Origin of the sequence: Bacteroides sp. (genome assembly GCF_052357945.1) — a bacterium.
Lineage (GTDB): Bacteria > Bacteroidota > Bacteroidia > Bacteroidales > Bacteroidaceae > Bacteroides.
The window spans coordinates 1-22,023 of record NZ_DAWCXD010000061.1 but is presented as its reverse complement, the minus strand read 5'-3'; the positions used below and the strand labels follow the sequence as shown (position 1 = coordinate 22,023).

Below are 22,023 nucleotides of genomic sequence, written 5' to 3'. Positions count from 1 at the left end.
TTCATTTCTCATATTCTCATAATTGTTTTATAATAATCTTATAACCAGTTGATTACTGAATGAGAAATGTTTTGAGAAAGCCTATTTCTCATAGCTTCTTTAGTGAAATAGGCCTCAAAACTGTTATTTCTCATCTATTTTCGAGGTATTTCTCATACTGTTATCCTCTTCGTTCGACTATTTTTTCTTTATATATACCCTGTGTGCTCCTCTTCCTGTGATTTCTATTCCAGAATCCGGTTGATGTCCCCACTGTCTTAGTTCGTTGGTTGCTGCTGTTTGCAACAATCCTGTTAGTTTGCGATATTCCCAAACGGTCAGGAAGGGATGTTCGTCCAGATACTTTAGAGCTAATGCCAGTCGTTGTTCCGATGTGAATTTATTAGAGGATCGTTGCTTTTTCCAGGGTGCTCTTTCCAGTTGGCATCTTTCGCTGATATTTCTCACCATTTCTCGGTCTACCCGGAAATTTACACCTCCTATAAAGATACTTTGTGCGTTGCGATGACTCCCCCCTTTTTCCGGATCTTCCCGCTCCTTGTCTCTGCCTAAAGTAAGAGAGGGAGTAAACGTTCCTATTCCGTCTATCTTTACCGAGCGTCCTTCTGCCATCAAATGCGCCATTTCAATGGCGGTCTGAAGTAGTACGCCTTCTATGTCTCCTGCACTGAATCCACTGACATCGCCAACTCGTTGCGCCAACTCTTTTATGCTTGTATTATCTATCCGCGCAAATTTAGGATAAGTAATTCTTTTGCCTGTTTTCTGAAGATCGGGCATCTCCTCTATGATATATCTTGCCATATCATCTATTGTTTAAAGTATTAATAGATAAGTTCTTTTGTATTAGAGGCAAACTTCCTTTCTTCTAATAGTAAAGTTCCTTTTGGTTAATTATAAACTATAAATGCAACTTTTGTTTTTATAATTGAAGCTTACGTTTATAAAAACAAAGCTTTCATTTTTATAATCAAAGCTTTCATTTATAGTTTACTCTTTTACAAAGGTAAGTTTTCTATTTGACAAAAAGAAGTTTATCCTTAATAAAGAAGAAATTATCTATTAATAGTTTGGGAGGGAATGAAGATGATTGAAGAGAAAGGGTATAACGGGATTTTATGCTTAATATATTATTTCCTAAAAAGTGGATGCAATGCTTCTGTTAGTTTTTAGAAAAGTGTATATTTGTAATATTATGAGTCATACTAATATCATGCAAGCTGAAGAAAATGATTTGGTAAACATTTTATCTTTGCAAAAGGTATGATAACTTAAAAAAAATGCGAGAAGTATCTATGACTGACTATAACTTACAACGATTTTTAGATGCCCAGCGAGGTGATTATGAACAAGCCCTTGCAGAAGTTAGAAACGGGCGGAAATATTCCCATTGGATTTGGTATATATTTCCTCAACTGAAAGGATTGGGCATGAGTTATAATTCACAGTATTATGGTCTTAGCGGCAAAGAAGAGGCTGAAGCATATCTTGCCCATCCAATTTTGGGAGAAAGACTTCGTGAAATAACGTCTGTTTTTCTTCAATTGAAAAATAAAACGGCGCAGGAAGTTTTCGGTTCGTTAGATGCGATGAAAGTATTGTCATGCATGACGCTTTTTAATGAAGTTGCTTCGGATGATTTGTTTCAGCAAGTGATCGACCATTATTATCAGGGTAAAGTGGATGAGACAACAAAAAGAAAATTGGAATAATAACTAATACTATTTTATATGGGCTGTTTAATGAATCTATTGTGGTTGCTGCTTGGTGGTATCTTTACTGCTGTCGAATACCTCATTTCGAGTTTATTGATGATGCTGACCATTATCGGCATTCCTTTTGGGATGCAAACATTGAAGTTGGCCGGACTTGTTTTATGGCCTTTCGGTAAAGAAGTCAGAAGTGGGAACCGTTCCGGTGGCTGCCTCTATATATTGATGAATATCCTGTGGATATTTCTGGGTGGCATTTGGATCTGTTTGTCACATTTGGTTTTCGGGGCTATATTGTGCATTACCATTATCGGAATCCCTTTTGGATTACAACACTTCAAGTTGGCATCTTTGGCATTATCGCCTTTTGGGAAAGACATTGTAACAGTGTAAGAGTAGTTGGGAGAGAGTATGCTTATAATTAAAAGTTATAATGCATAATTAGAAACTATTGGTGGGTCTTGATTGTTTACCGTACCTTTGCACCCGGAAAACAATTAAAGACAAAAAGATATGATTTCAACAGCTACAAAAACTTTGCAGGCAAATAATAAGATGATTTATATTGCGCTGCTTTCCACTCTGACTTTCTTCCTGTTTTTAGACTATATTCCGGGATTGGAAGCATGGTCGGCTTGGGTAACTCCTCCCGTTGCTTTGTTCCTCGGACTTATTTTTGCATTAACTTGCGGACAAGCACATCCAAAGTTTAATAAGAAAACATCGAAATATCTGTTGCAATATTCAGTAGTAGGACTGGGATTCGGTATGAACCTTCATTCTGCTTTAGCTTCCGGTAAGGAAGGTATGGAATTTACGGTCATTTCAGTAATCGGAACATTGGTAATTGGCTGGTTCATCGGACGTAAATTGTTTAAAATAGATCGGAATACAGCTTATCTTATCAGTTCGGGAACCGCTATCTGTGGTGGTAGTGCTATCGCAGCAGTGGGACCGGTGTTGAAAGCGAAGGACAGTGAAATGTCTGTGGCATTAGGTACAATCTTTATCTTGAACGCTATTGCACTTTTCATTTTCCCTGCCATTGGTCATGCATTGAATATGGATCAACAACAGTTTGGAACATGGGCAGCTATTGCCATTCATGATACCAGTTCTGTAGTAGGCGCGGGAGCTGCCTATGGTGAAGAAGCATTGAAAGTGGCTACTACTATCAAATTGACCCGTGCTCTTTGGATTATTCCGATGGCTTTTGCTACTTCATTTATATTCAAGAGCAAAGGACAAAAGATCAGTATTCCATGGTTTATCCTCTTCTTCGTATTGGCATTGGTGGTAAATACTTATTTACTGGATGGAGTGCCACAATTAGGAGCAGCTATCAACGGTATTGCCCGTAAGACTTTGACGATAACTATGTTCTTCATCGGTGCTTCTCTTTCTATTGATGTTTTGAAAGCCGTTGGAATTAAACCTCTGATTCAAGGAATATTGCTTTGGATAATTATCAGCTTGAGTACATTGGCATACATTTATTTTGTATAAGGGATAAAAGAGAGAATGATATAAAAAAGAAAAAGGTGGGAGAATGATCGTAAACGACTTTCTCCCACCTTTGTTTACTTAGCTTTCAGCCTACGGATAAACAGATCTAAAGCTATTTATTTCTTCTTCAATTCTTCAAAAATCAGTCCTTCCAGTTCTTCAGCCAATTCAGGATTATCCATAATGCATTGTTTAGCAGCATCACGCCCTTGTCCTAACTTAGTATCGTTGTAGCTATACCATGAACCGCTCTTTTTGATGATTCCCAAATCAGCACCCAAGTCGATGATTTCTCCGGAGTGGGAGATACCTTCACCAAACATGATGTCAAATTCTGCTCTGCGGAAAGGAGGCGCTACTTTATTTTTCACTACTTTTACCTTAGTCAGCTTACCGAGAATCTCTTCACCATCTTTGATAGGTTGACTACCACGGATATCCAGACGTACAGAAGCATAGAATTTCAATGCGTTACCACCAGTCGTTGTTTCCGGGTTACCGAACATAACACCAATCTTCTCACGCAACTGGTTGATGAAAATACAAGTCGTACGTGTCTTGCTCACAGCAGCTGTCAACTTACGGAGTGCCTGAGACATCAAACGTGCCTGAAGACCTACCTTATTGTCACCCATGTCACCTTCGATTTCCGCTTTAGGGGTCAGTGCGGCTACAGAGTCGATAACGATGATGTCGATAGCAGAAGAACGGATCAGTTGTTCTGCAATTTCCAAAGCCTGTTCTCCGTTGTCCGGTTGAGAGATATAAAGATCATCAATGTTCACTCCCAGTTTAGATGCGTAGAAACGGTCGAAAGCGTGTTCGGCATCAATAAAAGCAGCGATACCACCGGCCTTTTGTGCTTCAGCAATGGCGTGGATAGCCAATGTTGTTTTACCGGAAGACTCCGGGCCATAGATTTCGATGATTCTACCTCTAGGGTAACCTCCAACACCAAGTGCCACGTTCAAGGCAATAGAGCCTGTCGGGATCACTTCTACTTGTTCAACACTATCATCACCCATTTTCATGATAGAACCTTTACCGAAGCTCTTTTCTATCTTTTCCATGGCAGCCTGTAAGGCTTTTAGTTTTTCGCTTGATGCCATTTTATTATCTGTTTCAAAATTAAGTTCATCTTTCTTTGCCATACCTTATTCTTATATAATTAATGGAGTTATTGATTTAAAATCTGTGAGGCATGTTCCTTGGTCTTCACTTCTTTGGGAGTGATAATCCGTTCTACAATTCCTTCTTCATTAATCAGGAAAGTAGTGCGGAAAGTACCCATGTAAGCACGTCCGTACAGTTTCTTTTCTCCCCATACTCCAAACTCTTCCACTAACCTTTTGTCAGTGTCGGCAATCAGGGTAAAAGGAAGATTGTTCTTTTCGATAAATTTCTGGTGCGACTTTTCATTGTCTACGCTGACACCGATTACTTCATAGCCGGCTTTACGTAGTTCGGAATAGTTGTCGCGCAGATTACACGCTTGTGCCGTGCACCCTGATGTACTGTCCTTCGGGTAGAAGTACAACACAATCTTTTTTCCTTTATAAGCACTTAAACGGATTTCTTCGCCTTTTTCATTGATGCCTAAGATTTCCGGTGCTTTATCTCCTACGTTTATCATAACTATCTTTTTAATGAACAAGTCTACTCTTATAATTCCAGATTTTTGTCGAACTCTTCATGCCAGGGAAGACCTTGCTTGTTGAGTTGTTCCATAAACGGATCCGGATTGAACTCTTCTACGTTGTTTACACCCGGGCGTTTCCACTCACCTTTGAAGAACATCATGGCTCCGATCATTGCTGGAACTCCAGTGGTGTAGCTCACTCCTTGCATACCTGTTTCCCGGTAAGCTTCCTGATGGCTGCAGTTGTTGTATACATAATAAGTACGTTCCTTGCCATCTTTCAAACCGCGGATACGACAACCGATAGAGGTTTCTCCTTCGTAGTTTTCTCCTAAATCCTGCGGGTTAGGCAATACAGCTTTCAAGAATTGCAGCGGCACAATCTTCACTCCGTTGTAATCAACTTCGTCGATTCGTGCCATACCGATGTTTTGGATAACGCGTAAGTGGGTTAAATACTCTTGTCCGAAAGTCATCCAGAAACGTGCACGTTTGATTGTCGGGTAATGTTTCACCAATGACTCCAGTTCTTCGTGATAAAGGAGATAAGAATCACGGGGACCGATGTTCGGATATGTCAGGTCTTTATGAATTTCCAGCGGACCGGTAGTTACCCATTTGCCATTTTCATAATAGCGTCCGTTCTGCGTAATTTCGCGGATGTTGATTTCCGGATTGAAGTTCGTAGCAAATGCTTTATGATGGTTACCCGCATTACAATCTACAATGTCCAGATATTGAATCTCATCAAAATAATGTTTAGCTGCATAAGCGGTATAGATGCCACTTACTCCCGGGTCGAATCCGCAACCGAGAATAGCTGTCAGACCTGCTTCTTTGAAGCGATCGTGATAAGCCCATTGCCAACTGTATTCAAAGTGAGCTTCATCCTTCGGCTCGTAGTTAGCGGTGTCCAGATAGTTCACTCCAGCTTTCAGACAAGCTTCCATAATAGTCAGATCCTGATAAGGGAGAGCCACATTAATCACCATTTCCGGTTTGAAATCGTTGAATAAGGCTACCAGCTCATCTACCTTGTCTGCATCAACTTTAGCTGTTTTTATATTGGGGTTACCTATTGCCTCGACGATTTTATCGCATTTCTCTTTCGTACGGCTGGCAATCATGATATCTGTAAATACATCGGCATTTTGTGCCACTTTGTGCGCAACGACAGTGCCAACACCGCCCGCACCAATAATAAGAACTCTACCCATTTCGTTAATTGCGAATTAAAATATTAAGAATATTGGAATTGTTAGCTTTGCAAATATACGTGATTATTTTCAGATAATCATTCGCAGCTACTCCTTTTTATTTGTAACGCTGCAAGGTTCCATTTTCAAATTCCAGTGTTTTGCCATTGTAGAACCAAGTTTCGAAACGATTGTCTTTTTTTAGCTCGATTTCTATCGGATCACCAATGGACAAACGACATTCCACTGTACTCATACCCGTCTCCAGATCTCCCCGGGAGATAATCTGCCAACGATTTTCTGTGATACCCGGATATTTTTTATGTATATCTTCGAATCCGAAAAAGTCTTCGATATAATTTTCATTTCTGACGATAACATCATATTTCAGATCGGTTTCCAATTCATAGATTGCTCCGTCCTTGTCTTCTAATGAGAGAACAGCCAGACTGCCGGGAGGAGATAATCTAATATCTTTGATTTGCAGAACTGTATATCGGGGCAGGTGAACGCGTGATTCGGTCTGCTTGTCTTCAAATGATACGATTCTTTTGGCTGGCAGCACCTTTTTAGGATAAACTGTCATTCCCATATATTTATTTTTCAGGCTTTCGATAGTGCCTAGACTCTTATTGGTGAAACTGAATGCATTTGAGAAATATTTCATTCTCTTTTCTCCTTGAAAATCATTCAGGTCCATGCCGGAGTTTGTTCGTGAGAGGGCAACTTCCAGATAATAAGAATGTCCCTGTGTATCTTTGAATACGATTTTTGCCGGATATGCCTGACTGCCGACTCCGATAGCGGTAATCGTTGCTTCCGTATTGACGGGAATGGCTATATCCCGGTAGCCGGAATAATTGTTGGCATCGTCTATCCGGACACTTTCTGCTTGTATATAGACTGTTTTTCCTACCAACAGTTCTTTTGCAGTATCCACATCTTTCAGATAAACCAATCCGTTGATGCCGGCACGGGGAGCCTTTTCGGAGATCTCCTCTAGCCGCATATTCTTTATCTCATAATAATATTTTCCTCCCTCACATTCGAAGATGAAGCGAGTGGAGTAGTTAGTCCCGTTGGGGATATTCTGAGCTTTCTCTTCAGTTCCCGTGAAAGTGAGTATTTTATGTTTCAGCAGGCTGTTGTCTACCCCTTTCTCGGTCTCGTAGCTGGAAAGGGTGGGAAGGAACATGCTCCGTGGAGATGGAACGAACATAAATTTCATCCCGGGTGTCCATTTGCCCAGCGGTAGCAACGGAAAGTTACTTTTGATAAACTGTTCTTCTTGGCCTACAGGGATTTCCTGTGCAGAAGGAGTAGTGACGATGTAATCACTTTGGGCTATGATAGGAGACGTACCACAGCAGAATAGAATCAAAGACAGGACAATTATTCTCATATTTGTTTACTTTAAGTGAACTATGTAAATTGTTCGTTTGTTGTACATTTACTGGCAAATGTATATATTTTATGTTGCATTGGATGTTATTTCCCAATCTTTTTGATATCTTTGCCCTCGATTTTAACTTAAACGTTATAACAATATGAAGAAAGTATTTGTTTCAATTTGCATTGCTGGTGCAGCACTTGCAATGTCTTCGTGCCGTTCGGTTGAGAAGGCAATTCCCCTGTCATCTATCAATGGTGAATGGAATATCATAGAAGTCAATGGCTCGAAAATCACTCCGGGCGAAAGTAAATCACTTCCTTTTATCGCTTTTGATACAGCAACCGGTCGTGTGTCCGGTAATAGCGGCTGTAATCGGATGATGGGTAGCTTCGATGTAAATGCGAAGCCGGGAAGTCTTGAACTTACAGGAATGGCTAGTACCCGGATGATGTGTCCGGATATGACTACTGAAAATAATGTATTGAATGCTTTTGCGCAAGTAAAAGGATACAAGAAGGCAGGTAAAGATAAGATGTATCTTTGCAATTCGTCCAACCGTCCGGTTGTCGTTCTACAAAAGAAGGAGGCTGATGTGAAACTTTCGGTTTTGAATGGAGAATGGAAAATAAAAGAAGTGAATGGTGAAGCAATTCCTTCCGGAATGGAAAAACAACCTTTCATTGCTTTTGATGTGAAGAAAAAGACAATTCATGGCAATGCCGGATGTAATTTGATTAATGGCGGTTTTGAAACCAGTACCAGCAATGCCAAATCAATTTCTTTTCCGGGAGTAGCGAGCACAATGATGGCTTGTCCGGACATGGAAACAGAAGGTAAGGTGCTGAAAGCTATCAATGAGGTGAAGTCATTCGATGTGTTGTCCGGTGGCGGCATTGGCTTGTATGATGCAAATGGCGCATTGGTCATCGTGCTGGAAAAGTAATAAATAGATCAATCTATATAATAGGATATGCCTGTGTCGCACATGACGACACAGGCATATTTTTTTTCTTTCATCGAACCAGAGTCGTCTGTATTTGTTTAAAGAAACAGTTGCTGACTGGCTTTGAATATGACTATGTCAGCAGTGTTTATTTATTAAAACTGTCTTTTTGGCAGATATTATGTCATGCATTCGTATAATTTCTTTTTGGCACACGGTTTGCTTTTTAGTAAGCGTCCGTTCGCGACGAGGCTCCTTGATAAGAGCCGGAGAAACAACCGGACAAAAAGAAATCAATGAATAAATAATAAATAAAAAAATAACGATCATGGGAAAAATTATTGGTATTGACTTAGGAACTACAAACTCTTGTGTTGCCGTATTCGAAGGTAACGAACCTGTAGTAATTGCAAACAGTGAAGGTAAACGTACGACTCCTTCTGTTGTCGCTTTCGTAGATGGCGGTGAACGTAAGGTGGGTGATCCTGCAAAACGTCAGGCTATTACGAACCCTACACGTACAATCTTCTCTATCAAACGTTTCATGGGTGAAACTTGGGATCAGGTACAGAAGGAGGTAACTCGTGTTCCTTATAAAGTAGTGAAAGGTGATAATAACACTCCGCGTGTTGACATCGACGGACGTCTGTACACTCCGCAGGAAATTTCTGCAATGATTCTTCAGAAAATGAAGAAAACTGCCGAAGACTATCTCGGTCAGGAAGTAACAGAAGCAGTTATCACCGTTCCTGCATATTTTTCCGACTCTCAACGTCAGGCTACTAAGGAAGCCGGACAGATTGCTGGTCTGGAAGTAAAACGTATTGTAAACGAACCGACAGCCGCAGCTCTTGCTTACGGTCTGGATAAGGCTCACAAAGATATGAAGATTGCTGTATTCGACCTTGGTGGTGGTACATTCGATATCTCTATCCTCGAATTTGGTGGTGGTGTGTTTGAAGTACTTTCTACAAATGGTGACACTCACCTGGGTGGTGATGACTTCGACCAGGTAATCATCAATTGGTTGGTACAGGAATTCAAGAACGACGAAGGTGCTGACTTGACTCAGGATCCGATGGCTTTGCAACGTCTGAAAGAAGCTGCTGAAAAAGCTAAGATTGAGCTTTCCTCTTCTACAAGTACAGAAATCAACTTGCCGTATATCATGCCGGTGGGTGGTGTGCCTAAGCACTTGGTGAAGACTTTGACTCGTGCAAAATTCGAATCTTTGGCTCACGAATTGATTCAGGCTTGTCTTGAACCATGTAAGAAGGCAATGAGTGATGCAGGTTTGAACAATGCTGATATTGATGAAGTAATCCTTGTTGGTGGTTCTTCACGTATTCCGGCTGTTCAGAAGTTGGTAGAGGATTTCTTCGGCAAGGCTCCTTCTAAAGGTGTGAATCCGGATGAAGTAGTAGCAATTGGTGCTGCTGTACAAGGTGCTGTGTTGACAGACGAAATCAAAGGTGTAGTATTGTTGGATGTTACTCCGTTGTCAATGGGTATCGAAACACTGGGTGGTGTAATGACTAAGTTGATCGATGCTAACACTACCATCCCGGCTCGTAAGAGTGAAACATTCTCTACTGCTGCCGATAACCAGACAGAAGTTACTATCCACGTATTACAGGGAGAACGTCCGATGGCTGCACAGAACAAATCAATCGGTCAGTTCAACTTGACAGGTATTGCTCCGGCTCGTCGTGGTGTTCCTCAAATTGAGGTTACATTTGATATCGATGCCAACGGTATCTTGAAAGTATCTGCAAAAGATAAGGCTACCGGTAAAGAACAGGCTATCCGTATTGAAGCATCCAGCGGTTTGAGCAAGGAAGAAATCGAAAAGATGAAGGCTGAAGCTGAAGCTAATGCTGAAGCAGATAAGAAAGAACGTGAAAAAATCGACAAGCTGAACCAGGCTGACAGCGTAATCTTCCAGACTGAAAATCAGTTGAAGGAATTAGGTGATAAGTTGCCTGCTGATAAGAAAGCTCCGATTGAAGCTGCTTTGCAGAAATTGAAAGATGCTCACAAGGCACAGGATTTGGCTGCTATTGATACTGCTATGGCAGAAATCAATACTGCTTTCCAGGCTGCAAGTGCTGAAATGTATGCACAGAGCGGTGCACAAGGTGGAGCACAGGCTGGTCCTGATATGAACGGTGGTGCTGGCCAGCAAGATAACAGCAAACACGGGGATAACGTTCAGGATGCTGACTTCGAGGAAGTGAAATAAAATCGCTGAATAAGACGATTGAAATAATAGAAAAGGGGTTGAAAGTCTATGACTTTCAACCCCTTTTTATTTTTGAATGACTATTATTCTATATCGGAAAGTTCAAAAAAAAGTCCGTACGTCTTTTTTTTAGGGCGATTTGTCGAATAAATTTTCTGGTAATGAAAATGTAGCTTATCTTTGGTATAACAAAATAACATGTAATGGGTATGAGAACAATTTATCTTCTATTATTTCCCTTGTTTTTGTTTTTTATAGTATCCTGTACTGAAGATGAAGTAGATCCTAACTTCTCGATAGAGAATGTCGGAGATGTCGTGATGGGTTCGGCTAAAGGTTCGCAGGTAACAATCAGTTTTACGAGTACCCGTGAATGGAAGGCGAGTACAGTTGCGGATTGGTTTACAATCGCTCCGGTTTCGGGAGAAGCGGGTACGTGCAATATTACGCTTACTGCTATCAGTGAGAATATAACAGGAAGTGTACGTACAGCAACGCTTACATTAACTTCCGGGACATTGACACAAAACATAATCATAGAGCAGGAGCCGGCAGAATTTGTGAATCTTGAGCAGAATATATATAATGTATCTGTTGAAGGTGGGGAATTGGATATTAGATTCTCTACGAATATAGCTGAAGATGAATTGTTGATTTATGGTTCTTTGGGTACTGGCACTTGGCTGACGCAGGAGACAAAAACTCGTGCATCCTCTTCCTACATGCTTAATCTGACTGTATTGCCTAATACTGATGGTGTTTCCCGTACTGCCTATATCTACTTTGTGAAAGTAACTGATATGGAATCAATCGTAGTAGAGATGGTTACTATCATACAAAGGGGGGAAGTGGCTAGTGAATCTACTGATTATTCGTCAGATAAAAAAGTACGTGTTCTGCAAACTGCAAAGCTGGGAAAAGGTCTTCCTATTGTGCTTATGGGCGATGGATTTATAGATACTGAAATTAACGATGGAACTTATGATGCGGTTATGGACAAAGCTTTTGAGAATCTCTTTACGGAAGAACCCATCAAGTCACTTCGAGATTATTTTAATGTATATGCAGTAACTGCGGTTTCGAAACACAATATTTTTGGTACAGGATATGAAACAGCACTTGGTTGTGAACTGGCGGGTGGAAACAGTACGGGGATTTCCGGTGAAGATAATGCTGTACAACGTTATGTGCAATGCGTGGATAATATAGATATGAGTGAAACATTGGCTGTTGTAATTCTAAATTCTCCTGCGTATGCAGGAACTACTTATTTTGGTTATACTAATCAGACGAAAGTGGTTGAGTTTGCTATTGCTTATTGCCCGGTGATATACGATTTGCAAAGTGAAAGTTTCAGGCAGGTACTTGTACACGAGGCTGTTGGACATGGTTTTGCCAAATTGGAAGATGAGTATGCTTATCAGGAAAATGGGACTATTTCTTCTAAAGAAATAAAAAATGTACAGTATCTGCAGACATTAGGATGGGCGCAGAATGTTGATTTTACATCCGATCCATCTCAGGTACTTTGGTCTGCTTTCTTGAATGATAATCGGTATGTGTCAGAAAAACTGGGAGTATTTGAAGGGGCATGTACTTATATAAAAGGGGCGTATCGTCCTTCAGAAGAGAGTATGATGAATAGTAATACCGAGGGGTTTAATGCTCCTTCCCGTAAAGCGATATATGATAAAATAATGGAAAGAAGTTTGGGTAAACAAATGTCTTATGAGGAGTTTGCCGTATTTGATTTGCAGAATAAATCACAAACGCGCAGTGCTAAACCAACTGTAGGACCAAGTAAGCCATTCACGCGTCCTCACTTTGTAAATAGAATGTTAGATAAGTAAAGCAGATGAGGCTGAACTTCAAGTTTAGTTTTGAGTTCAGCCTCATCTGGACTTTATATGTAACGTATTTATTTTGAATCAGAACTTTATTGCAGTATACAGCCTGTACAAAAACATTAAAGCTGTTGTATTGGGTGTACTTTACTTTTGTATTCCATTCTGGCTTAGATACAAATTACGTTAAGTACAGTATTTCTCTAATCTTTTCCCGGTTGCCCACAATCCAGACGAGATCTCCTAATTGGAAAGTTGTGTTTTTATCCAAGGTAATCAGTTCGTCATTTCGTTCAATGGCTACAACAATACTGTCATGCTTCTCTCCTAAATGAGACTGCGCGATGGTCTGATTTAAAAAGAGGAACTCTTCGTCTACCGTGAAAGAGTGGAGAGTTATCTTTTTATCCACTGCATCCATATCTGATGTGTTTTTTACATCTTCTATTCTATTTCTGAATTCCTGTAATTGTGTATCTGTACCAACTACTGTCAATTTATCCTGCGGATAGATGTGTTCAGAACTTTTCGGTATATATATGTTCAGATCGCCACGAGTGATTGCGACGACATTTACTCCAAAATTTTGCCTGAATGAAAGTTCTCCTAAAGACTTGCCGATGTAATCGGAATAAGGCGATACTAGGATAGATGTCAAGTCAAGGTCTTTATCATTGAATTCGCTATTGAAACTTGTTTTTAGCGGGTGCCGTTTTTTAGCTACCTCTTCCCGTCGGTTAAGATTGGCTAGGAATCTCGTTTCCAATCGTGAATATTGCGTGAGGTCTTCCCTAAGAATAAGAATCAATGCCACAACAGCTATGGCAATAATCACACTTATTCCCCAGTTCAGCTTGAAATAGCTGATAACTACGCTAGTGATAAAGAAAAGAGCAACAGATACACGGCCTAGAACGAGAGAAACCAGTCGTCCGTGATTGTAATTCTCATCTCTCCATAGCTTCAGGAATAATTCGGAAGAGTTGTATTTGTTGGAGATGAGTGCCCACAAAAAAGGAGTCATAAGTAAAAGGGTACCCAGACACATCACCAGATTAATCCATAGGGTAACAGGAGCAAACATTTCACTGATGGCGGGATAAATGATTTGTATAGACAGCAGCCAGATAGCAGTGAGCAATACGCTATAAATAATAACCCTGCCAATCATGTTTTTTAGTAATTTCTTCCAGTCACTATCGTGGTTCATGGTTTTCTTGCCGGAAGCATAACGATCTAATGTCTCCTGTACTTTAGTAGGCAATATTTTGTAAAGCCATTCGGCAAAAGGGTTGGCTAAACGGATGAAATAAGGAGTCGTGAAAGTGGTGATAACAGATACAGCCACAATAATAGGTGAAATAAACGGATCGAGCACTTTGAGCGAAACACCCAGTCCGGCAATGATGAAAGCAAACTCTCCAATTTGTGCCAGGCTGAATCCGGATTTGATAGAAGTGTTCAGTGGCTCTCCGGATAAGAGTACGCCAAATGAAGAGAAAATGGCTTTACCGATAATGGTAACCAGAGTAATGATGATAACAGGCCAGGCATATTCTACCAATACAGCCGGATTCACCAGCATACCGACTGATACGAAAAAAATAGCTCCGAAGAGGTCTTTTACCGGTTGTATGATATGTTCGATGTGCTCGGCTTCGATGGTTTCGGCAAGGATAGATCCCATGATAAATGCACCTAATGCTGTTGAAAAGCCTGTATAGGTGGCTAATACCACCATTCCCAGACAAAGACCGATCGAAACAATCAAAAGCGTTTCATTATTCATCAGCTTCTTTGCTTTTTTAAGAAAAGCCGGAATAACGAAAATACCGATGAGAAACCACAGGATTAAAAAGAAAACGACTTTGAGAACACTAATCAATAAATCTTCACCCACAAAGTCCTGACTTACTGCCATTGTAGAAAGAAGTACCATCATTAAAATGGCAATCAGGTCTTCCACTACCAGAGTACCGAATACGATGCCCGTGAAACGTTGGTTGCGTAACCCCAAATCATCAAAGGCCTTGATGATAATTGTGGTAGACGACATGGACAACATTCCCCCAAGAAAGATGGAATTCATCGTGCCCCATCCTAACAATTGTCCTACTAGAAAACCTATGAGCAACATACTGACGACTTCGGTGGTGGCCGTAATAAAAGCTGTAGAACCTACATTCATGAGCTTTTTAAAACTAAACTCCAGTCCAAGTGCAAAGAGCAGGAATATAACACCTATTTCCGCCCATATATTGATATTTTCGATATCTCCTACGGTGGGGAAAATATTTATATAAGGCCCCGCTAGTAATCCGGCAATGATGTAACCTAAGACTAAAGGTTGTTTCATCCATTTGAACAGCAAGGTTATTACATTGGCCGATATTAATATCAGCGCAAGGTCGGCAATCAAAGTTGGCAAATGTGACATTTAGTGATGGATTTATTCATTTTTATATTCCTGATAGTTAGACAGAAAAGAGCCAAGGGACATGGATGTTCAGCTCTTTGCTTTTGCGAGAGTGTCGGCAGTCAATTATTCATTATATTGTTTTCCTCTACAAAAAGAGGGAAACAATATAATAGATAGCTGCTGCCAAGAGTCCACTGACCGGAATTGTAAGAATCCAGGCAGTCATGAGGCTTTTTGTTATTCCCCAGCGAACGGCAGACAAGCGTTTGGTTGCACCTACTCCGATGATTGCACCTGTGATAGTATGTGTAGTACTAACGGGGATTTTCAGCATTTCCGTAATGTAGAGAGTGAAAGCACCGGCTGTTTCGGCAATTACTCCTTCCAATGGGGTTACTTTGGTGATTTTGGTTCCCATTGTCTTTACTATTTTCCAACCTCCGGACATGGTGCCGAGTGAGATGGCGGTGAAGCACGAAAAAGCAACCCAGTCGGGAAGGTCATTGATGCTGTTGATACCCATACCCAATCCCATAGAATGGGCGGCTATCATGGCAGCGGCAATGATACCCATTACTTTTTGTGAATCATTCAAACCATGTCCGACGCTGAAGAGAGCGGAAGAAACGAGCTGCAACCTCTTAAACCAGACTTCAGCTGTATGAGGATGTGCACGCCGGCAGATGTAAAGCACAAACAGAGTGAAACCGAAAGCAATCACCATTCCGATAAAAGGAGCCAGAAAGATGAAAGCTGCAATTTTAAGAATGATATTAAGTTGAATTGCTTCAAACCCGTTTGCCATAATGGCAGCTCCTGCAAATCCTCCGATAAGCGTATGTGAGGATGAAGACGGGATGCCTTTCCACCATGTTACCAGGTTCCAGGTGATGGCTGCTATCACTCCTGCCAATATAATAGGTAAAGTGATATATTGTTCTACCACCGTTTTGGATACTGTATTGGCAATACCGAATCCGCCTATGATGTATTTGGCAATGAAAAAAGCAACGAAATTGAAGAAAGCAGCCCATAGTACAGCTTGAAAGGGGGTAAGCACCCTGGTAGATACGATTGTAGCTATTGAGTTTGCTGCATCGTGAAAGCCGTTGATATAATCGAATATCAGAGCCAGAATAATGATAGTCACTAATAATTCCATGTGTTCCGGCTTACTTTATGCGTACTTTACAATCAGGTTTTTCAGAATCTTGCCTACGTGCTCTGCGGCATCGGTCGTTTTCTCCAGTTCATGCATGATTTCCTTGATCTTTATCAGTTCAATGCAGTCTTTTTCTTCTTCAAATAGCCTGGTGATAAAGAATTCATATACGTCATCTGCCTGATTTTCGATTTCATGTAATCTTGAGCAATATTCCCGGAGAAGAGTCGGTTTCTTACGGAATGTTTCAAGTTCGTCCATGGCTTTACAGATGTAGGTCGCTTCTTCCTGAATCAAACGGCTCAATTCTTTGCCGTTCTCCGAGATAGGACGGGGATTGTAAATAGAGATTCGTTTGGCACAACTATTTATTCCGTCGATGACATCATCCATGCAGGAAGCTAAGTCATGAATATCTTCACGGTCGAAAGGAGTGATGAATGTAGTGCCCAATTCATCAAAAATCCGATGCGTCAGTTTGTCCCCTTCACGTTCCAGCTCTTTGATTTTCTTGTAGTAGTCTGCACGTTCTGTAGGTGAGTCATGTTGCAAGCTTTCTGTTAAAACAACGGATGCTTCACAAAGCACTTCTGAAAGTTGTTTCAGCAATGGGAAAAATTTGGGTTCCTTTGGAGTAAACCGGCTAAAAAAAGAATTTTTCATAAGTGTAAAAACTTTAAATTGTTTTTTCTTCTCTATTTATATTAGTAACAAATGAATACAGATTATAGTTTGGTGTTTTAAGACTTTAGTTTGGCTCGTACTACCTCTATGATTGCAGGTAATATAGAGATGAATATGATGGCAACGATCAGCAGTTTCAAGTTCTCTTGTACAAACGGAAGGTCTCCGAAGAAATAACCGGCGTAGCAGAATATGCCGACCCAAGCCGCACCACCCGCTAAATTATACATCATAAAATAGTAATAGTTCATCTTTCCCATTCCTGCTACGAAGGGAGCAAACGTGCGTACTATCGGGACGAATCTGGCAAGAATAATTGTTTTCCCACCATATTTCTTATAAAACTCGTGTGTCTTCTCCAGATGGCTTTGTTTGAATATCCTGGAATTGGGATTATTAAAAAGCTTTCGACCGAAGAAGTGTCCGATCATGTAATTGCAGGAATCGCCTAATACGGCAGCGGCAAATAAAATGATAACGAGTATATGCACACTGATAGGCATGTCAGGTAAGGCAGAAATAGCTCCTGCAACGAAGAGCAGAGAATCACCTGGAAGAAAAGGAGTGACCACTAATCCGGTTTCACAGAAGATTATAAAAAACAAAATGGCATACGTCCAGGCATGATAATCACGCACAATCATAACCATATATTGATCGATATGAAGGATGAAATCCAATAAAAAGTCCATTTTATATACTTTGGTTGTTATGGTAAAAAAAGAATGTTATTGGCTTCCAGACCATAGTGAATACTCTTTTCACTTAAATGGAGGATGCAAACAGAAAGTGAGACATCAAAGACTGGAATAGTCTTATGCCGGAAAAAATATAAAATGGCTAAATGAGTATGTGACCTAATGAATAGATATGATATCTATCAGAATATTTAAAAAGATTGGTATAATATGAAAAACCTGTCCATTGGTTTTGAGGAAGCTGAATCTTCAGAGAGCTTAGTATACGGATAGTGACAGAAGGAATATTGAATCGTAGTATCTTTAAAGGAGAGAGGTGTCGGAAAGAAAATGGATTTAAAACACCATTATCGTTATTGTAATCTTGCTTTCCGGTGTATTCTTTTGTTTTGACTAGTTTCTGTTCTTTATCCAGCTGTATGATGCTGGTTTTGGAGGTGTATGAATTGGTATAGGTTTGTATGCTGGTACTACCGGCTTCTAACCGGTATGCCTCCTGTGCTTCATCGGAAATCAGATGGAATCCCCAATTCAGAAATACGCCTAATAGTATACAGAATATGTACTTCATCATAACGGTCGCAAAGGTAGAAACTATTTTTATATGAAATACATATTCACAAGCATAATTAACAATTATAATTGTAGCTCTATCGGGAGGGATTCATTATAGTTATGTTAACTTCTGTTGTTTACAGTGAATACAGTAGTCGTAATGCACAGTTCGCAGTTTTCCGCACTTGGGGCAGGTGTATTTATGATTTTGCCATATTAAGAAGTTTTCTTCTCCCTGTTCTTTTATGAATGTAAGATTCATAATCATACTCATTTTGTATTTGTTTTGGTATCTTGCATCTAGTGCTTTTAATCGTTTGCAAGGGAAATTTGTGCATTCAAAACAATAATACTTTTTCTTATCACATGAGAAAATAATACAGTTTTGGCAACTTTCCCGAATTTTTCCTGTTTGGGTTCTACAACCGGGGCAAGGCTTTTTTACATCTTGAAAAGCATAACATAATGCGCAGTCCATTCCACAAGGTGCGATGGAACTGATTCTGACTGTCCTCTTGAATATCATTGGCGTATAAGTTATCCCGTTGGTACATTGTTTCCCGGCAATCTTGTCGAAACCCAGACTTTGATAAAAAGGAATAGCGTACGTGGATGAATTAACAGTCATTTCATCTACCGGACAATCATTGATAGCGAAACAGAATAACTGTTTGCCGATACCTTTGCATTGGTACTTTTTTCGGATAAAGAATAAAGAAAGATGTTTCCCCTCATGCTTTGTCCCCATGATGCCGACCAGATTCTTATCCTCAAAAGCACCATAAATCACTAATTCATTCATCAGTTGCTCGTTGGAGATAAAGCTTTTGAATGAATTCAAACCTTCTTCATCGAAGTCTTCCGCTCCACATTGTATATATACCTCCAATGCTAACGATGTAGCCAGAGCGTATTCGGTCTTGTCTAATTTGCGTATCATGGCGATTGCTTTTATCATTAATTTGCCGGGAAAATTACTATTAATTTCCGGATATGGTATTGAAATCTGATTTCTTTTTCTTTTTTTTGTAAAAGCTGTAGGGTATTTCCGTTCTGAGCGCTCTTATTAGTAGAAACGCAATTTATTTACCTTTAAAAAGCATCAGTATGAAGAATGTAGAAAAACACTTAGTTGGATGGCTATCAGTTTGGTTGCTGCTTTGTAGCTTTCCAGTGTGGGCGCAAGGAGATGCCGGAGATTATCTTACGATCGTTGGTATGGTGAAAGACAAGCAAAATAAAAAAGCTCTGGAGAACGTAAATGTATCGGTGCATGGTAGCAATATCGGTACTGTGACCAATGCGGAAGGAGAATTTGCTTTGAAGATAAAAAAAACGGAAACCCCGCGTGAACTGGACATTTCACATATCGGCTATGTAAATACTCATATCTCTTTGGAGAAAGAAACAGCCGCTATGTTGACAGTTTGGTTGACGCCTCATTACAATCTGTTGAATGAAGTGGTGGTATTTGCCGAAAATCCACGTATGATTGTAGAGAAAGCAATCAATAAGATCCCTTTAAATTATAGTGATAAGCGTGATATGCTGACAGGATTTTACCGGGAAACCGTACAGAAAGGGCGTCGATATATCGGTATATCGGAGGCAGTGCTCGATGTGTCCAAAACAGCCTATACCAATAGAAATATAAACTATGACAAAGTGCGAGTGGAGAAGGGACGTCGCCTGCTTAGTCAGAAAGCAAGTGACACATTAGCTGTAAAAGTTGTGGGTGGACCTAATCTGGGGGTCACTTTGGATGTCGTGAAGAACAAGGGAGCGTTACTCGATTTTGAAGAATTGAATAATTACGAATTCTGGATGGCAGAATCCATGCTTATAGATAATCGTATGCAGTATGTTATTAATTTCCGCCCGAAAGTCATTCTGATGTACGCTTTATTATACGGTAAATTGTATATCGATCGTGAACGGTTGTCATTCACCCGTATAGAAATGAGTCTGGATATGCAGAATAAATCGAAGGCGACTACCGCTATTCTGTATAAGAAACCTCTCGGTCTAAGATTCAAACCGCAAGAACTCTCTTACCTGGTCACTTATAAAGATGTAGATGGAAAAACGTATCTGAACTATATTCGTAACACGATCCGTTTTAGATGTGACTGGAAGCGGAAGTTATTTTCCACAAGCTATACGGTAGCTTCCGAAATGGTAGTGACCGATAGAAAAGAAGGAGTATTGGAGAATATACCCAACAAAGAAGCTTTCAGTCTGAATCAGATATTTTATGATAAGGTAGACGAATACTGGAATCCGGATTTTTGGGGAAACTACAATATCATCGAACCTACGGAATCTTTAGAGCACGCAGTGGATAAATTGAAAAAGCAATCGAATTGAAACAGGGATAGTTTTCTTATATTTGAAGTCAATCATAAAGAAAAGCAAGTATGCTGGATGAACTGCTCATACTAAAAAAGATAAAGGAAGGTGACATAAAAGCGTTTGAGGAACTCTTTCGCTGTTACTATTTTCCTCTTTGCTGTTATGCGGCAGGCATTACCGGGCAGATGGCGGTAGCGGAAGAGATTGTAGAAGAGCTTTTCTATGTACTTTGGAAAGAAAGGGAGCGCTTACAGATTTTCCAGTCCGTTAAGAGCTATCTGTATAGGGCGACTCGCAATCAATCTTTGCAGTATTGTGAACACGAAGAAGTTCGGAACAGATACCGTGAAGCAGTATTGAACACTTCCAATCCGGAGCAGTCGACAGATCCTCATCAACAGATGGAGTATGAGGAATTACAGAAATTCATAAATAACACTCTTGAAAAACTGCCAGTCCGCAGACGACAGATTTTTGAGATGCACCGTTTGGAGGGGCGGAAATATGTGGAGATAGCGACACAGCTTTCTCTTTCGGTAAAAACAGTAGAAGCTGAAATGACAAAAGCCCTCCGGACATTACGAGAAGAAGTTGAAACTTATATTCACATGAAGTGATGAAAACAGAAATTTATAAAATAAAGACAGATCAGGCATGGAACCGATTGTATAATCGCCTGGACAATGACCGTTTACTTGCGAAAGTTGATGAGAGAAGTCCTATACGCAAACATTCACAATGGATCAGATACGGAGCAGTTGCCGCCGTTTTGATAGGCTTCGTCTGGGGAGCTTTGTATTGGATGACCGGTTCTGAAAGAGAACCGGCGCGGAATTTTCTTACACAGGAAAATCAAGGCATTTCCACTTTGGCAACGACTCTTGAAGACGGTTCTGTGGTACTTTTGGCAAAGGAAACCTCCTTGTTATATCCGGAGCACTTTATTGCTGATAAACGGGAAGTGAGTTTGCAGGGAAATGCTTTCTTCGACGTAGCAAAGAAGCAGGGACAACCCTTTTGGATTGATACGGAACAAGCTAAAATTGAAGTTTTGGGAACCGCTTTCAGTGTACAGAGCGATGAACATGCTCCGTTCCGCTTATCCGTACAAAGAGGGATCGTGAAAGTTACTCTAAAAAAAGGAAATCAGGAATGTTATGTAAAAGCGGGAGAGGTAGTAGTGGTGCAATCGCAACGATTAGTCGTTCTGGATGCGGATAAAGAGAATGAAGAGTGGGGGAGCTTCTTTAAACACATACGTTTTAAAGATGAATCTTTGGCGAACATTCTGAAAGTGATGAATCTGAATTCGGATAGTTTGCAGATTCAGGTAGCTTCACCTGCATTGGAGGAACGCAGGCTGACGGTTGAATTTTCTGATGAGTCTTCTGAAGTCGTAGCTACTCTGATAGCTAGCGCACTCGGTCTGCAATGTGTCCGGCAAGGGGATATTCTTTTGTTATCAGAATAAAACTCATTTAAACTTGAGAAAATGAAACAGGCTTATCGCTATCTATCCATTCTATTCATACTCTTTTTCGTAGTCGATACGATGAGAGCGGATGGGGGCGATGTATTGGAACGGATAGTTCGGCTTCCAAAGACAAAAGGCACTGTTTATTCATTATTAATGCGAATCAGCAGTTGACAATCTTCTACCTTTTCGCTTGTTAAAATG

The 22,023-nt window shown here is 40.3% G+C and carries 21 protein-coding genes; 10 read left to right on the top strand and 11 right to left on the bottom strand.

Features of this window, described 5'->3' with window-relative positions:
- Window positions 1-177: 177 nt before the first annotated feature.
- Complete coding sequence (locus ACT8YW_RS12520) at window positions 178-804, bottom strand: HU family DNA-binding protein (RefSeq protein ID WP_287767296.1); 627 nt, start codon at window positions 802-804, stop codon at window positions 178-180.
- A gap of 476 nt (window positions 805-1,280) precedes the next feature.
- Between ACT8YW_RS12520 and ACT8YW_RS12515 the strand changes: the two genes are divergently transcribed.
- From ACT8YW_RS12515 to ACT8YW_RS12505, 3 genes are all read left to right on the top strand, one after another.
- The gene (locus tag ACT8YW_RS12515) at window positions 1,281-1,712 is read left to right on the top strand and encodes a DUF1810 domain-containing protein (RefSeq protein WP_444105293.1); all 432 of its coding nucleotides are present in this window, start codon (window positions 1,281-1,283) and stop codon (window positions 1,710-1,712) included.
- 18 nt (window positions 1,713-1,730) lie between these two features.
- Window positions 1,731-2,105, top strand: a complete 375-nt coding sequence (locus ACT8YW_RS12510) for a YccF domain-containing protein (protein WP_444105291.1) — start codon at window positions 1,731-1,733, stop codon at window positions 2,103-2,105.
- A gap of 120 nt (window positions 2,106-2,225) precedes the next feature.
- A complete protein-coding gene (locus ACT8YW_RS12505; RefSeq protein ID WP_004305675.1) occupies window positions 2,226-3,218 on the top strand; it encodes a YeiH family protein in 993 nt (330 codons plus the stop codon).
- Window positions 3,219-3,334: 116 nt separating this feature from the next.
- Here ACT8YW_RS12505 and recA read toward each other — a convergent pair whose 3' ends face one another.
- From recA to ACT8YW_RS12485, 4 genes are all read right to left on the bottom strand, one after another.
- Complete coding sequence (gene recA / locus ACT8YW_RS12500; RefSeq protein ID WP_004302078.1) at window positions 3,335-4,369, bottom strand: recombinase RecA; 1,035 nt, start codon at window positions 4,367-4,369, stop codon at window positions 3,335-3,337.
- A 26-nt stretch (window positions 4,370-4,395) separates the two neighbouring features.
- Window positions 4,396-4,851, bottom strand: a complete 456-nt coding sequence (gene bcp / locus ACT8YW_RS12495) for a thioredoxin-dependent thiol peroxidase (protein WP_004302079.1) — start codon at window positions 4,849-4,851, stop codon at window positions 4,396-4,398.
- A gap of 29 nt (window positions 4,852-4,880) precedes the next feature.
- Window positions 4,881-6,074: a saccharopine dehydrogenase C-terminal domain-containing protein gene (locus tag ACT8YW_RS12490; RefSeq protein WP_444105289.1), complete on the bottom strand. Its 1,194-nt coding sequence runs from the start codon at window positions 6,072-6,074 to the stop codon at window positions 4,881-4,883.
- Between the two features lie 97 nt (window positions 6,075-6,171).
- Window positions 6,172-7,455: a hypothetical protein gene (locus tag ACT8YW_RS12485; RefSeq protein WP_444105287.1), complete on the bottom strand. Its 1,284-nt coding sequence runs from the start codon at window positions 7,453-7,455 to the stop codon at window positions 6,172-6,174.
- 145 nt (window positions 7,456-7,600) lie between these two features.
- Between ACT8YW_RS12485 and ACT8YW_RS12480 the strand changes: the two genes are divergently transcribed.
- The 3 genes from ACT8YW_RS12480 to ACT8YW_RS12470 all read left to right on the top strand — a co-directional run bounded on the left by ACT8YW_RS12480 (window position 7,601) and on the right by ACT8YW_RS12470 (window position 12,481).
- Complete coding sequence (locus ACT8YW_RS12480) at window positions 7,601-8,389, top strand: META domain-containing protein (RefSeq protein WP_148364544.1); 789 nt, start codon at window positions 7,601-7,603, stop codon at window positions 8,387-8,389.
- 328 nt (window positions 8,390-8,717) lie between these two features.
- Window positions 8,718-10,631, top strand: a complete 1,914-nt coding sequence (dnaK, locus tag ACT8YW_RS12475) for a molecular chaperone DnaK (protein WP_444105284.1) — start codon at window positions 8,718-8,720, stop codon at window positions 10,629-10,631.
- 203 nt (window positions 10,632-10,834) lie between these two features.
- Complete coding sequence (locus tag ACT8YW_RS12470) at window positions 10,835-12,481, top strand: M64 family metallopeptidase (protein ID WP_444105282.1); 1,647 nt, start codon at window positions 10,835-10,837, stop codon at window positions 12,479-12,481.
- Between the two features lie 175 nt (window positions 12,482-12,656).
- On the opposite strand, the gene ACT8YW_RS12465 is transcribed toward ACT8YW_RS12470, so the two are convergent.
- The 6 genes from ACT8YW_RS12465 to ACT8YW_RS12440 form a co-directional block, all read right to left on the bottom strand.
- Entirely contained in the window at window positions 12,657-14,912 is a 2,256-nt protein-coding gene (locus tag ACT8YW_RS12465; RefSeq protein WP_444105280.1) for a cation:proton antiporter domain-containing protein, read from the bottom strand.
- A 127-nt stretch (window positions 14,913-15,039) separates the two neighbouring features.
- Window positions 15,040-16,056: an inorganic phosphate transporter gene (locus ACT8YW_RS12460; protein ID WP_008644519.1), complete on the bottom strand. Its 1,017-nt coding sequence runs from the start codon at window positions 16,054-16,056 to the stop codon at window positions 15,040-15,042.
- Window positions 16,057-16,071: 15 nt separating this feature from the next.
- Window positions 16,072-16,719: a DUF47 domain-containing protein gene (locus ACT8YW_RS12455; RefSeq protein WP_008644520.1), complete on the bottom strand. Its 648-nt coding sequence runs from the start codon at window positions 16,717-16,719 to the stop codon at window positions 16,072-16,074.
- 77 nt (window positions 16,720-16,796) lie between these two features.
- Window positions 16,797-17,432, bottom strand: a complete 636-nt coding sequence (locus tag ACT8YW_RS12450; RefSeq protein WP_151923225.1) for a DedA family protein — start codon at window positions 17,430-17,432, stop codon at window positions 16,797-16,799.
- A gap of 148 nt (window positions 17,433-17,580) precedes the next feature.
- Window positions 17,581-18,012: a hypothetical protein gene (locus ACT8YW_RS12445; protein ID WP_074635570.1), complete on the bottom strand. Its 432-nt coding sequence runs from the start codon at window positions 18,010-18,012 to the stop codon at window positions 17,581-17,583.
- A gap of 99 nt (window positions 18,013-18,111) precedes the next feature.
- Window positions 18,112-18,933, bottom strand: a complete 822-nt coding sequence (locus ACT8YW_RS12440) for a GNAT family N-acetyltransferase (RefSeq protein ID WP_074635568.1) — start codon at window positions 18,931-18,933, stop codon at window positions 18,112-18,114.
- A gap of 167 nt (window positions 18,934-19,100) precedes the next feature.
- Between ACT8YW_RS12440 and ACT8YW_RS12435 the strand changes: the two genes are divergently transcribed.
- Genes ACT8YW_RS12435 through ACT8YW_RS12420 form a run of 4 tightly spaced genes read left to right on the top strand, consistent with a single transcriptional unit; the run spans window position 19,101 to window position 21,993 of the window.
- Window positions 19,101-20,360: a carboxypeptidase-like regulatory domain-containing protein gene (locus ACT8YW_RS12435; protein WP_444105277.1), complete on the top strand. Its 1,260-nt coding sequence runs from the start codon at window positions 19,101-19,103 to the stop codon at window positions 20,358-20,360.
- 50 nt (window positions 20,361-20,410) lie between these two features.
- Window positions 20,411-20,962, top strand: a complete 552-nt coding sequence (locus ACT8YW_RS12430) for an RNA polymerase sigma-70 factor (protein ID WP_444105275.1) — start codon at window positions 20,411-20,413, stop codon at window positions 20,960-20,962.
- Complete coding sequence (locus ACT8YW_RS12425) at window positions 20,962-21,816, top strand: FecR family protein (RefSeq protein WP_444105273.1); 855 nt, start codon at window positions 20,962-20,964, stop codon at window positions 21,814-21,816. The genes ACT8YW_RS12430 and ACT8YW_RS12425 overlap by 1 nt, the downstream gene beginning before the upstream one ends.
- Before the next feature lie 21 nt (window positions 21,817-21,837).
- Entirely contained in the window at window positions 21,838-21,993 is a 156-nt protein-coding gene (locus ACT8YW_RS12420; protein WP_195359592.1) for a hypothetical protein, read from the top strand.
- Window positions 21,994-22,023: the final 30 nt, after the last annotated feature.

Coding starts and splice junctions, on each gene's coding strand:
- ACT8YW_RS12520 (WP_287767296.1), bottom strand. CDS start 804: ATGGCAAGATATATCATAGAGGAGATGCCCGATCTTCAGAAAACAGGC.
- ACT8YW_RS12515 (WP_444105293.1), top strand. CDS start 1,281: ATGCGAGAAGTATCTATGACTGACTATAACTTACAACGATTTTTAGAT.
- ACT8YW_RS12510 (WP_444105291.1), top strand. CDS start 1,731: ATGGGCTGTTTAATGAATCTATTGTGGTTGCTGCTTGGTGGTATCTTT.
- ACT8YW_RS12505 (WP_004305675.1), top strand. CDS start 2,226: ATGATTTCAACAGCTACAAAAACTTTGCAGGCAAATAATAAGATGATT.
- recA (WP_004302078.1), bottom strand. CDS start 4,369: ATGGCAAAGAAAGATGAACTTAATTTTGAAACAGATAATAAAATGGCA.
- bcp (WP_004302079.1), bottom strand. CDS start 4,851: ATGATAAACGTAGGAGATAAAGCACCGGAAATCTTAGGCATCAATGAA.
- ACT8YW_RS12490 (WP_444105289.1), bottom strand. CDS start 6,074: ATGGGTAGAGTTCTTATTATTGGTGCGGGCGGTGTTGGCACTGTCGTT.
- ACT8YW_RS12485 (WP_444105287.1), bottom strand. CDS start 7,455: ATGAGAATAATTGTCCTGTCTTTGATTCTATTCTGCTGTGGTACGTCT.
- ACT8YW_RS12480 (WP_148364544.1), top strand. CDS start 7,601: ATGAAGAAAGTATTTGTTTCAATTTGCATTGCTGGTGCAGCACTTGCA.
- dnaK (WP_444105284.1), top strand. CDS start 8,718: ATGGGAAAAATTATTGGTATTGACTTAGGAACTACAAACTCTTGTGTT.
- ACT8YW_RS12470 (WP_444105282.1), top strand. CDS start 10,835: ATGGGTATGAGAACAATTTATCTTCTATTATTTCCCTTGTTTTTGTTT.
- ACT8YW_RS12465 (WP_444105280.1), bottom strand. CDS start 14,912: ATGTCACATTTGCCAACTTTGATTGCCGACCTTGCGCTGATATTAATA.
- ACT8YW_RS12460 (WP_008644519.1), bottom strand. CDS start 16,056: ATGGAATTATTAGTGACTATCATTATTCTGGCTCTGATATTCGATTAT.
- ACT8YW_RS12455 (WP_008644520.1), bottom strand. CDS start 16,719: ATGAAAAATTCTTTTTTTAGCCGGTTTACTCCAAAGGAACCCAAATTT.
- ACT8YW_RS12450 (WP_151923225.1), bottom strand. CDS start 17,432: ATGGACTTTTTATTGGATTTCATCCTTCATATCGATCAATATATGGTT.
- ACT8YW_RS12445 (WP_074635570.1), bottom strand. CDS start 18,012: ATGATGAAGTACATATTCTGTATACTATTAGGCGTATTTCTGAATTGG.
- ACT8YW_RS12440 (WP_074635568.1), bottom strand. CDS start 18,933: ATGATACGCAAATTAGACAAGACCGAATACGCTCTGGCTACATCGTTA.
- ACT8YW_RS12435 (WP_444105277.1), top strand. CDS start 19,101: ATGAAGAATGTAGAAAAACACTTAGTTGGATGGCTATCAGTTTGGTTG.
- ACT8YW_RS12430 (WP_444105275.1), top strand. CDS start 20,411: ATGCTGGATGAACTGCTCATACTAAAAAAGATAAAGGAAGGTGACATA.
- ACT8YW_RS12425 (WP_444105273.1), top strand. CDS start 20,962: ATGAAAACAGAAATTTATAAAATAAAGACAGATCAGGCATGGAACCGA.
- ACT8YW_RS12420 (WP_195359592.1), top strand. CDS start 21,838: ATGAAACAGGCTTATCGCTATCTATCCATTCTATTCATACTCTTTTTC.